This is a genomic window from Streptomyces sp. NBC_00306 (assembly GCF_036169555.1).
Lineage (GTDB): Bacteria > Actinomycetota > Actinomycetes > Streptomycetales > Streptomycetaceae > Streptomyces > Streptomyces achmelvichensis.
This window is the reverse complement of record NZ_CP108032.1, coordinates 469,750-481,144: the sequence shown is the minus strand read 5'-3', so window position 1 is coordinate 481,144 and position 11,395 is coordinate 469,750. Positions and strand designations below refer to the sequence as shown.

Sequence of the window (11,395 nt, the reverse complement as noted above, 5' to 3'; positions counted from 1 at the left end):
TCGAGCCCTCGCCGTGAGCGCCTCACTCTATGCCGGGATGTCCGTGGTGGAAGGGCCGAACGAGCAGCTCTGTGATGACCGGTCATCAGAATATGACCTCTGTGGTCGGAAACGGACAGTGAGGCCGGACAGGTGTGCGACGTTCAGGGGGTGAGAGCGTCGCTTCTCCATTGCTGTGTCGCGGACGACGACTGGGCCGGTTTGAGAACCACCGCGGTGTACGCCGTCCGGTCGACGGGGACCACCGCGAGTCCCTGTTCTTCGCGGGGTACGAGCAGCCCGTCGGGCGACAGATCGAAGGGCGAGGCCGCCTCGTCGCCGCTCTGCGTGCTGCACGGCGAGAGCTGGAGCCGGAACGAGGTCCGGTGGAACGCCAGGCACAGGTCGTCCGTCCCGGCATTGCGCAGCAGACCGGCCGCGTCGAACTGCCAGCGCTGCGTGGGCTGCGTCGAACAGGGCGCGGTGACGGCCGTGGCTCCGGATGTCGCGGGGGAACGCGCGTCGAGGCACAGACTGGTCGCGGCGTTGCGGAAGCGGGCCGACGGGGCGGCGGAGGGACCGGGCGCCGGTGCCGTCGCGGACGGGGGTGCGGACGGAGCCGGGGAGGCCGAGGACGGCGAGTCGGCCGGGAAGAGGAAGAAGCCGGCCGCAAGAGCCGCGATGACAACGTTTCCGGCGATCACCAGCGTGAGGACCGGGCGCTGCAGGGCCTGCCGCAGGACGAGTCGCGGCTGCGAGCCGGGTGTCCGGTGCCTGCCGTGCTCCGGGAGCGGATCGCCGGCGGGGACGGCTCCGCCGGTGGTTGCGGTGCCGGCCTGCCGGGCGGCCAGATAGGCGTCCGCGCCGAATTCGAGCACCGCTCCGGCGAGGAGGCGGCGCAGCCGTCCACCGGAGTGGTCGAGCTGATCCGCGGCCCGGCGGCAGAAGGCGCAGCTGTCCAGATGCTCCTGGAGGTCGGCCATCATCGGCACTCCGGGACGGCTCGTGTAGACGTCGAGGAGCCGGTTGTACCTGCGGCAGTAGTCACCGCCCAGATTGAGATGGGCCTGCTGGCACGCCGTGCGCAGGAGCACCCGGTCGCGCTGGAGTTCCACCCGGGCCGCGGCCGGGTTCGGGCTGCCGATGACGGCGGACGTGCCGATGTCCTCGGCCTCCACCTCCGCGTGCCACAGACGTGCCTGCGCGCGTTCCGGCAGCGCGTTGAACGCACGTCGCACGAGGTTGGTGTGCTCGGGACGGGACTGCGCCCCCGCCCTGTCTCCGGGCAGTTCGCGCAGACCCGGCTGGAGGGTGAATCTGCGCTCGTCCCCGGCCCATTCCCTGGCCGTCTGGAGCACGGCGGTCAGCAGCCGGATGCGCCACGGACTGGCGGGACCCGGGGCATCTGAGCCGGGGCTGCCGGGGGCACCGGGGGAGAGGTCGCCGATGGTGCGGAGGAATGCGCCGCCGGCTAGTTTCTTCGCGCTCTCGGGAGAAACGGTGCAGATGTACGCGTAGTCGAGAACTGCCCGCCAATGGTGGGCCAGCAGGCTCGAGACGGATATCCCATTCGTCTGCACCTTTTCCGAGCCAAGGGAGGGATTCCCGTCCGGAATCGGAGATTCGCCCCCGGAGGAGGCGGATGGCCGCGGAAATTCTTTCACCCTTGCGCCCCCATTGGTCTGTACTATTGCCCGGCGCGGCGGAAAGCAGCGGACCGGCCTGGGTGGGGCCTTGGTCGGGGATGGGCTGCTCCGCCGTCCGAGCTGCACGTACTGCGTGGCTCGTGGGCACAGAGTGCACTAGATCGCGCGCCTGGGCAATCCCGACCTTGACGCCGCGCCGGAATTGTGGTGTTCGCGGCTGCGTCCTTTTGTCGAGCTGACCCGGGAGTAGTGATTTGTGGTCCGATGTTTCGGTGCACCGGCTTGTTGAGAACGAAACTATCGAGTTCTGTGAATTAGCTCACCGGTAAAGATCCGGCCACCATTGGCGATGATTGTCACATGCAGACACGTGCCTCATCGAGATGCGTGGATGATCCTGTCACTCGTGCGAGTGAACAATGAGGCGCAGGGATGCGATTGGGGGCTCATCCAAGCTATGCGGCCAGGTGTTGGAGCGCGGTCAGTGTGCCCTCTCGGCGCAAGCCCTGGGAGTGCGAGGACTTCTGACGCTCCGTCACCGTTCAGCGGCTGACCCTGCCCAGGTCGGAGGACTGTGCCGCGCCTTTTCGAGCCCGCCTGGATTTTCCGCGCGACCCCGCTCCACCGCCCGATCCGCGCCCCGCGGGCGTCTGCTCACGGCACCGGCGTCCCACCCCGCGCCGCCGCCGGGGCAGTCGGCCGGCCGTAGGGGCGAAAACGGTCCGGGCAACAGAACCATTGCGCTTGTGCCGGTCTCGGTCAGGGCGGATTCTGGAGGCAATGAATCGGGCTGGTGTGGCGCCATGAGCGATGGGAATGCGACGAAGGGTCCCGACTTCCGTGGTCCGCTCGACGTCACCCGAGCCGCCACGGCGGTTCTCGATGCCCACGACACCGTCGTCGGATGGAGCCGCGCCGCCGAAGAGCTCCTCGGATACACCCAGGACGAGATCATCGGCCGGCCGCTGGACGCCTTTCTGTCGCCGCGGCACCCCGCCGAGGTCCCTGCGGCCGAGTCCGGACCCGGTTCCGGCACACCCAGCGGCACCGAGATCCGTATCGCCCGGCATCGCGACGGCCGCAGCCTGATGGTCGCCACCGCTGTCTGCACACTGCCCGGTGGCGGCCCGGCGGCCCGCGTGCTGGTCGCGACCGATCTGGAGGGCCTGAGGCTCTGGGAGTCCCGGCTGGCGCTGCTCCAGGGCCTCGCCACGCAGTCACCCGTGGGCCTCGGCATCTACGACACGGAGCTGCGCCTCACCTGGTGCAACGCCGCCTACGAACGGGAGATCGGGCTGCCGTTCGCCGAGTTCCGCGGCCTGCGGGCCGATGAGCTGTACTCGGAGGGCAGGTTCATCACCGAGGGCGATCCGCACACCCTCGACGAGGTCATGCACCACGTCCTCGACACCGGTGAACCCATCCTCGACCTCCACTTCCGTGGCCAGCCGCCCAGCGACCCCGGACAGGAGCACCTCTGGTCCTGCTCGTACTACCGCCTCCAGGATGCCGACGGGCATGTCTTCGGCGTCTGCGAGGACGCCTTCGACATCTCCGACCGTTACGAGGCGCAGCAGCGGCTGGCCCTGCTCGTGGAGGCCGGGCGCAGCATCGGGACCGTGCTCGACGTCGTCCGTACGGCCGAAGAGGTCGCCGAGGTGGCGGTGCCGGATTTCGCCGACACCGTCACCGTCGATCTGGCGTCCGGCGTCCTGGAGGGCGAGGAGCAGGGTCCGGGCGGTTCGGAGGCCACCGCTCTCGTACGGGTCGCCGCCCGGCCCGAACCGGCCTTCGGCCCCGACGACCCGGCACGGACGAAACCGCCGGCCCCGGTCGAGTATCCGACCGGTTCGCTTCAGGACCGCAGTCTCTCCTCCGGCGGGCTGGTGCTCGAGGACAACACACTGGTCGTGCCGCTGCGGGCCGGGGGGAACGTGCTCGGGCTGGTGACCTTTGCGCGCCAGTCGCCCTCGGCGGCCTTCGACCGCGGCGAAGTCGCGCTGGCGGACGAGCTCGCGGCCCGTACGGCCGTGTCCATCGACAACGCCCGGCGCTTCACCCGGGAACGCAGGGCTTCCCTCGCCCTCCAGCGGCAGCTGCTGCCGCAACATCTGCCGCAGCAGTCGGCCGTCGACCTGGCGTACCGCTACCTGCCCACCGACGACGTGACCGGTGTCGGCGGTGACTGGTTCGATGTCATCGCGCTGTCCGGCAGCCGGGTCGGACTGGTGGTCGGTGACGTGGTCGGGCACGGCCTCCAGGCGGCGGCCACCATGGGACGCCTGCGGACGACGGTGCGTGCGCTCGCCCAACTGGACCTGACACCGGACGAGTTGCTCACCAGGGTCGACGATCTGGTGGGGCAGTCGGCCGACGAGCCCTCCGCGGGCTCCGGCGCGCAGGACCCTCCGCACGACGACGCCACGGGAGCGACCTGCCTCTACGCGGTCTACGACCCGGTCACCCGGCGCTGCACCATGGCCCGGGCGGGACATCTGCCGCCCGCGATCGTGGCGCCCGACGGCCGTGTGTCGTTTCCCGCGCTGCCGGCCGGGCCGCCGCTGGGTCTCGGAGGCCTGCCCTTCGAGTCCATGGACATCGAACTCCCGGTGGGCAGCCTGCTGGCGCTGTTCACGGACGGTCTGATCGAGTCACGCGACCGCGACATCGACCAGGGTCTGGACGCTCTGGGCAGGGTGCTCGGTGAACGACGGGGGAGTCTCGAAGAGCTCTGCGACCGCACGCTGTCCGAGCTCCTGCCGGGCGGTACGACGGCCGACGACACCGCGCTGCTGCTCGTCCGCACCCGTGAACTCGGCCCCGGGAAGGTCGTCGACTGGGAACTCCCGGCGGAGGCGGTGGCGGTGGGTCACGCCCGGGGGCTCGCCGCCGAACAGCTCCACGAATGGGGCCTGGACGACCTGGTGTTCTCGACCGAGCTCGTCGTCAGCGAGCTGGTCACCAATGCCATCAGGCATGCCGAGGGGCCGCTGCATCTGCGGCTCATCCTCGACCGCTCGCTGCTCTGCGAGGTCGCCGACACGGGCCACACCTCGCCCCATCTGCGGCACAGCGCCGAGGACGACGAAGGCGGGCGCGGACTGTTCATCGTCGCCCAGCTCGTCCACCGGTGGGGCACGCGCTACACCCCGTCCGGCAAGACGATCTGGACGGAGCAGCCCTTCCCGTCCGAGGGGTGACAGCGCGTCGGACGGCGTGCTGCGGGTGGCATGAGGGGACCGTGAGCAGGGTGGGCACCGGCCGGCGGGAGCGGTGCCGCAAAGTGCCCGCGGTGCGCGACTGCCTCCGCCCTTCGGGGGAACCCGGAGCCCGTGAAGACACTTACTCGAGCTCCTGAGAAGCAGCACCCCACGGGGCGCTCGCCGGTGCCGTGGTGGGTGAAGGTACCCGTCGCCCTGCTGGTCGTCCTGGTCCTGTTCATGCTCGCCGGACGCTTCAGCCTGGTGCCCGGCCTCGATGACGTCTTCGGTGAGGAGACCAAGGACCGATCGGGTCCTGCCGTACTCAAATCCATTCAGGACATGAACCGTTACGAGGGCGCCGCCGGCAACTTCCAGATCGTCGTCGACCTGGAGAAGGACGCCAAGTTCCTGCCGGACGCCATCCGGGGCACCCGCACCCTGTACGTCGGCGCGGGCACGGTGAGCGCGTACGTCGATCTGAACCGGCTCGGCGACAAGAGCGTGACCGTCAACGAGGACCGGACCGAGGCCACGCTGCGCCTGCCGCACGCCCGGCTCGGCACCCCGGCCCTGAACGCGGACCGTTCGTACGCCGTCTCCAAGCAGCGCGGACTCCTCGACAGGCTCGGCGACCTCTTCTCCGACAACCCGGCCGACGAGCGGGCCGTGCACCGGCTCGCCGCCCAGCGCATCGGTGAGGCCGCCAAGGAAAGCGAGCTGAACGTACGCGCCGAGAAGAACACCACGGCCATGCTCCAGGGCCTGCTGCGTTCCCTCGGCTTCCGCCAGGTGACCGTGACCTACGGCTGACGCACCCGATCCGTGCCGCCGCCCGGCGCCTTGGCGCGCCGGGCGGCCTAGTGTCGAACTCCCCCTGGTCGGCTGAGCGTTGAACTCCCTCTCACCGCATCCGGCAGTACTGCCGGGCGAGCGCGTGGAAAGACTCCTTCGGCTCCCAGTGCCAGCCGGACGCCGGGTCGTCGGCCCTGTCCCTGATCGCCTTGACGATGCTGTACGAGGCCATGTCGAGGTCGTAGCGCGGCTCCGGCCGGTGCGGGGCGTCGGGCGTCACGAAGGTGTACGCCATGGCCGCGTACAGGTTCATCGACTCGAACACGTCCAGGACATCGGTGAGATGGGCGGCCTGGGTTCGCTCGCTGCGGACGAGGTCGCCGCGGATCTCGGGCGGGTCCTTGCTGTGGTCGACGGTGTTCCAGCCCATGCCGCCCTGTTCCGGAGCGCCCAGGAAGGTGCAGCTGCCGAACTCCAGCATCGCCAGCGGTTTGCCCCATCGCAGGTACCGGCTGATCTCCCGGACGTGGTCGGCGCGGCGGGGGTGGGAGGAGTAGTAGTCGATGCCGACGATGTCGAAGAGGTTCCAGTCGACCTGCTCGTCCTGAGCCGCCGCGTATGTCAGCCGGCCGCGGAAGACGGACCTGCCGACGGCGGCCGCTCGTGCGGTGAAGGCACGCAGCCGACGTGCCATGAATTCGGGGTCGACGTTCCCGCTCAGCAGGTTCTCGATCCGTTCCACGGCATTGTCGCCGGGCACGATTCCCGGCACGAACAGCACGAATTCGCAGCCCGCACTGAGGTGGATCCGGGCGCCCTGCCGGCGCAGACGGTCGGCGTGCCTGCCCGCCTCCGCCACATGCTCCAGGATGTCGGCCTCGGACCGGTCGCCCAGGGTCGGTTGGAGCCAGACATGCAGTCCGCGTTCGACGGCCTCGGTGGCGGTCGAGGTGAGCCGGTCGACACCGACGCCCCCGATCAGCACCGAGCTCGCATGCAGGTCGTTCCTGATCGCCAGCATGTCCTGCCGCATCCGTGCGGTACTCCAGGCGGTCCCCGGGGTCTCGCCGTCACCGACCTCGTAGCAGACGCCCCGGTAGGTCAGGCCGCGCTGCTTGTTCTCCTCGGCGCGGGTCTCCGGCGCCGCCGCGGCTGTCCCCGCCGTCGGGAGCAGTCCGGCCGCCGCGATCCCCGCGGCCCCCGCCCCGGCCAGAAACCGAGCCCGGCTCATCCGCTGGTCACGCACCATGTCTCCCCGCCTCTTCGTCCACGGTCACAACGCCACGGTCGGGTGACGTCGCCGTTTCCGAGTCTGGTCGGGTGGACGGGGTGCGGCGTCCGGCGAAGGTCTCTGATGCGGTGCCGGAGGGATGAACCGCGGTGTGCACACAGCGACTTCGGTCACGGGGGAGAGGGCCCTGCGGCGTGGTCCGAGGGCCGGGAGGAAGGAGGGCTCACGGACACGACCTAGGTCGACCGGCCGGGCGAGACGATCTCGTCCAGCACCTTCCGGACGGTCTCGAAGGCCGATCCGAACACCTCGGCGCGACGCGCCCCGTCCGGATCATCGCCCTGCATCTCGCCGGTCCGGGCCTTCCACGACTCCTCTTCACGGCCCGCCCAGTCACGCGCTCGCTGGATTCGCCGCAACAGCTCGTCTGAGTCCACAACGTCCATGGCTCACGCCTACCCACTCGCGGCGTCCGTGTGCGGTGGGATGTCACATCGGTGCTCGGTCCACGCGTTCGGCGGCACCGGCGGCGACTGCCGGGCGGTGCGTGCGAGGCGGGCCGGCGTCCGGGTGTCAGGCGACGGTGGACGGCACGGACACGCTGGTCAGGCGCTCGGCCTCGGCCCACAGGCGGGCGTTGGTCGCGGGGTCCAGGGCCCGGCGGGTCACCCGTGCCGTGCCGGTCGGGCCGACGAGGCCGAACCGGGCGCTGGGACCGTAGTAGCCGTCCGCCACGGCTTCCGGATCGGTCGCCGCGTACAGCAGCGGTTCTGCACCCTGCTCGACACCTTGCTTGGGCAGGAAGTCGATGGCGCTCACCAGTGCGTGCAGCCGGGAGGGCTTGCCGCGGCCGAGGCTCGCGCCCGCGGTCTGGAGATTGGTCGTGGTGTACCCGGGGTGGGCGGCGGTGCTCAGCAGGTTCCAGCCGCGCTCGGCGGCGACCGCGGTGAGCTGCCGGGCCATGATCAGGTCGGCCAGCTTGGACTGGGCGTAGGCGAGGTTGGGGCTGTAGCGCCGGTTCTCCCACTGGAGATCGCCGAAGTGGATCCGGCCGTAGTTGGCCGTGCCGCTGCTCATGGTGGCCACGCGCGGAGCCGGGGCGGTGAGCAGCAGCGGCAGGAGCCGCAGCGTCAGGGCGAAGGGGCCGAGGAAGTTGCTCCCCAGTTGCAGTTCGAAGCCGTCGGCGGTGGTCATGCGGGTGGGCGGTGCCATGACGCCGGCGTTGTTGACCAGCAGGTCGAGGGGTGTGCCGTCGGCGATGAGCCCGTCGGCGAACTCCTTCACCGAGTCGAGGTCGGCCAGGTCGATGCGGCGAACTTCGAGCTGGGCGTGGGGGTGCCGAGCCATGATCTCGTCGCGGGCCCGCTCGCCCTTGGAGAGGGTGCGGACGGCGAGGACGACGCGGGCTCCGGCGTCGGCGAGACGGCGTGCGGTCTCCTTGCCCGTTCCGCTGTTGGCGCCGGTGACGACGGCGAACTTCCCGGTCTGGTCGGGAACGGCATACATGGTGGCTCCTGGGATGGCAGGTGTGCCGACGGCTAGCAGACCGCCGGTCTGTTGTATTTCGAAGTTAGCAGACCGGTGGTCCGATAACAAGAGACCGGGGGTCTGTAGCATGTGGTCATGGCAACGACATTCCAGCGCGCCCGCAACGAGGAGCAGCGCGCCCAGCGCCGCAAGGCGATCCTGGACACGGCGGCCGCCATGCTCACCGAGATGCCGGTGGCGCAGGTGAGTCTGAACGAACTGAGCCGCCGCGTCGGTCTCGCGAAGTCGAACGTGCTGCGCTACTTCGAGTCCCGCGAGGCCGTTCTCCTTGAACTTCTGGACGCCGCGTGCCAGGAGCTGGTGGAGCACCTGCGCACCACGCTGCCGAAGGCGCTCGACGCTGCCGCACCCGTCACCGAACGCGCCGACAGGATCGCCGCCGTCGTCGCGTCCGCGCTGGCCGAGCGCCCGGTGCTGTGCGACCTGATCGGGGCTCAGGCCGCGGTGCTGGAGCGCAATGTCTCCCCGCAGGTCGCCGCGGAGTACAAGCGCTCGGCTATCGCCGGCGCCATGGCCATGGCCGAACTGGTCCGCACCCATCTGCCCGAACTCGGCGAACACGACGCCCTGCGGTTCACCGGCGGCATGATCATGGTGACCGGCGCCGTCTGGACGCACGCCCATCCGTCGGCCGCCATGCTCGCGGCCTACGAGGCGGACCCCGCCCTCGCGGCCCTGCGCCTGGACTTCCCGTCCACGCTGCGCCAGACGCTCGAAGTGCTGCTGTCGGGACTGCTCGCCCGAGCCGCCGGCTGACCCGGACCCCCGCGCACCGGCCTCCGCGCGTCAGAAGGACCGGCACAGCTGGAAGGCGGGCAGGGTAGAGGGATGCGACTGCTGCTGACCTCCGACACCCATGTTCCCAAGCGCGCCCGGCACCTCCCGGCCGAGCTGCTGGAGCGGATCGACGAGGCGGACGTGGTGCTCCACGCCGGTGACTGGGTCGACAGCGCCACACTCGACCTGCTGGAGGCCCGCTCGTCCCGGCTCCTTGCCGTGTACGGCAACAACGACGGCCCCGAACTCCGGGCGCGCCTGCCGGAAGTGGCGCGGGCCGAGCTCGGCGGTCTGCGCTTCGGCGTCATCCACGAGACCGGCCAGGCCAAGGGGCGGGAGCAGCGGTGCGCGGAGCGGTTTCCCGACCTCGACGTGCTGGTGTTCGGGCACAGTCACATCCCCTGGGACACTGCTGCTCCGGGCGGGCTGCGGCTGCTGAACCCGGGTTCCCCGACCGACCGGCGACGTCAGCCGTACCGCACCTTCATGACCGTGGATGTGGCCGAAGGGCGGCTGTCCGACATTCGCCTGCACCGTCTTTGACCTGCGCAACCGGATCGAGGGCGCGGCAGGCCGCGGGCGGGCCCCGGCGCGGGGCGCGCTCCGGGCGATGGGTAGTTTGGAGCTCAACCAAACTCCGCGAGATGCCCGGAGTCCGGTGTCGACCACACTCCCCGGGAGATGCCCGTGCCCGTCCGACCGCGACTGCTCTTCGTCACCGACCTCGCCTATCCGGCACGGGGTCGCCGCTACTGCGACGAGGACATCTTCCTGACCTCCCGGCTGCGCGAGGAATTCGACCTCGCCCTGTGCCACCCGCGGGAGGCCCTCGCGCTGATGGACGGCTTCGACGCGGTCGTGGTGCGCAACAGCGGCCCCGTCCTGCACTACCAGGACGCCTACGACGCCTTCCGTGACCGGGCCACTGCCTGGGGAATTCCCGTCTACAACCCGCTCTCCGGCAGGGGAGACATGGCCGGCAAGCAGTATCTGCTGGATCTGACCGCTGACGGCCACCCCGTCATACCCACCGTCGACCGGCTCGCGGACCTCGACGTCCTTCCGGCGGCGCAGCAGTACGCGGTCAAGCCCAAGGCCGGCGCGGACTCGATCGGCCTGGAGTTCGTCACCCGCGAGCGCCTGTCGCATCTCACCTACGGTGAGGTGCTCGTCCAGCCGCGGATCGACTTCCGCTACGAGGTGTCCTTCTACTTCGTCGACGACGCCTTCCAGTACGCGTTGTACGCCCCCGATCCCGAGCGGCGGTGGGTGCTCGAGCCGTACGAGCCGACCGGGGCGGATATCGACTTCGCCCGGCGCTTCATCGACTGGAACACCATCACCTCGGGCATCCAGCGCGTCGACGCCTGCCGCGCCCCCGACGGCGAACTGCTGCTCGTCGAGCTGGAGGACCTCAACCCGTATCTGTCGCTGGACCTGGTGGCCGACGAGACCCGTCAGAACTTCGTCGCGGCGATGAAGGCATCGATCCACCGCTTCCTCGACATGGCGGGGCGGCTCTGAGCTCAGGAGCTCCGAGCTCCGGGCCTTGGCGCGAGCAGGTCGTCCACTTCGGCGGCGAAGAGCAGGGCGGGGTCGAAGTCCATCCCCGCGAACTGGCCCGCGAGTTCCAGTGACAGGACGCCGTGCAGACGGGTCCAGAACGTCAGGAACCGATGGAGGGCCTCCGGCGGTGCGGGGTGGCCGGCGGCCCAGTCCCGGTGGTCCTCCAGATGGCCGGCGAACGGTGTCGGGGCGCCGCCCGGAGCCGTCGCGGCGCACGCGTCGACCAGAGTCGTCATGATCTCGGAGGAGATCGCGGTGATGTCCTCGGGCGCGTGGTAGCCGGGGATGGGGGTGCCGTAGATCAGGAAGTACCGCTGCGGGTCCGCCAGCGCCCAGCCGCGCAGGGTGTGTGCCAGCCCCGCCAGGTCGGCGCCGGTGTCGGAGGCCGCGCGGAGGGTGTCGGCGAGGCTTCGGTACGCCTCACGGACGAGCTCGGTGATCAGGTCGTCGCGGCCGGCGAAGTAGCGGTAGAGCGCCGGCCCGCTCATGCCCATCTGCTTGGCGATCGCGTTGAGGGAGAGCGCGGACGCTCCCGCCGTGGCGATCTGCTCCCAGGCGCGTTCCGTGATCTCCGCCCGCACCTGGGTCCGGTAGCGCTCCCGCGGTGTGTTCGCGCCTGTCGTCGCCATGGCGTGCCACCGTTCCGATCCATC

Annotated in this window: 10 protein-coding genes; 5 read left to right on the top strand and 5 right to left on the bottom strand. The window is 70.3% G+C overall.

The features are described from left to right. Positions 1–143: 143 nt before the first annotated feature. Positions 144–1,559 carry an RICIN domain-containing protein gene (locus tag OHA05_RS02135; protein ID WP_328859599.1) on the bottom strand — a complete coding sequence of 472 codons (1,416 nt, stop codon included), beginning with the start codon at positions 1,557–1,559 and terminating at the stop codon, positions 144–146. Positions 1,560–2,428: 869 nt separating this feature from the next. Between OHA05_RS02135 and OHA05_RS02130 the strand changes: the two genes are divergently transcribed. Then, a complete protein-coding gene (locus OHA05_RS02130; protein ID WP_328859598.1) occupies positions 2,429–4,825 on the top strand; it encodes a SpoIIE family protein phosphatase in 2,397 nt (798 codons plus the stop codon). Positions 4,826–5,065: 240 nt separating this feature from the next. Beyond that, complete coding sequence (locus OHA05_RS02125; protein ID WP_443043824.1) at positions 5,066–5,638, top strand: DUF4230 domain-containing protein; 573 nt, start codon at positions 5,066–5,068, stop codon at positions 5,636–5,638. A gap of 91 nt (positions 5,639–5,729) precedes the next feature. On the opposite strand, the gene OHA05_RS02120 is transcribed toward OHA05_RS02125, so the two are convergent. From OHA05_RS02120 to OHA05_RS02110, 3 genes are all read right to left on the bottom strand, one after another. After that, the gene (locus OHA05_RS02120) at positions 5,730–6,869 is read right to left on the bottom strand and encodes an abortive phage infection protein (RefSeq protein WP_328859596.1); all 1,140 of its coding nucleotides are present in this window, start codon (positions 6,867–6,869) and stop codon (positions 5,730–5,732) included. A 218-nt stretch (positions 6,870–7,087) separates the two neighbouring features. Next, on the bottom strand, positions 7,088–7,297 hold the full coding sequence (locus OHA05_RS02115) for a hypothetical protein (protein ID WP_313948160.1): 210 nt from the start codon (positions 7,295–7,297) through the stop codon (positions 7,088–7,090). A gap of 127 nt (positions 7,298–7,424) precedes the next feature. Next, positions 7,425–8,357 (bottom strand): SDR family oxidoreductase, encoded by a 933-nt coding sequence (locus OHA05_RS02110; protein WP_313948161.1) that lies wholly within the window; start codon positions 8,355–8,357, stop codon positions 7,425–7,427. A gap of 117 nt (positions 8,358–8,474) precedes the next feature. Here OHA05_RS02110 and OHA05_RS02105 point away from each other — a divergent pair, with 117 nt between their 5' ends. The 3 genes from OHA05_RS02105 (at position 8,475) to OHA05_RS02095 (ending at position 10,700) form a co-directional block, all read left to right on the top strand. After that, the gene (locus OHA05_RS02105) at positions 8,475–9,155 is read left to right on the top strand and encodes a TetR/AcrR family transcriptional regulator (protein WP_328859595.1); all 681 of its coding nucleotides are present in this window, start codon (positions 8,475–8,477) and stop codon (positions 9,153–9,155) included. 72 nt (positions 9,156–9,227) lie between these two features. Next, positions 9,228–9,719, top strand: coding sequence for a metallophosphoesterase family protein (locus OHA05_RS02100; RefSeq protein ID WP_313948163.1), 492 nt, complete (start codon positions 9,228–9,230; stop codon positions 9,717–9,719). 138 nt (positions 9,720–9,857) lie between these two features. After that, positions 9,858–10,700, top strand: a complete 843-nt coding sequence (locus tag OHA05_RS02095; RefSeq protein WP_313948164.1) for a hypothetical protein — start codon at positions 9,858–9,860, stop codon at positions 10,698–10,700. A gap of 2 nt (positions 10,701–10,702) precedes the next feature. On the opposite strand, the gene OHA05_RS02090 is transcribed toward OHA05_RS02095, so the two are convergent. Then, entirely contained in the window at positions 10,703–11,371 is a 669-nt protein-coding gene (locus OHA05_RS02090; protein WP_328859594.1) for a TetR/AcrR family transcriptional regulator, read from the bottom strand. Positions 11,372–11,395: the final 24 nt, after the last annotated feature.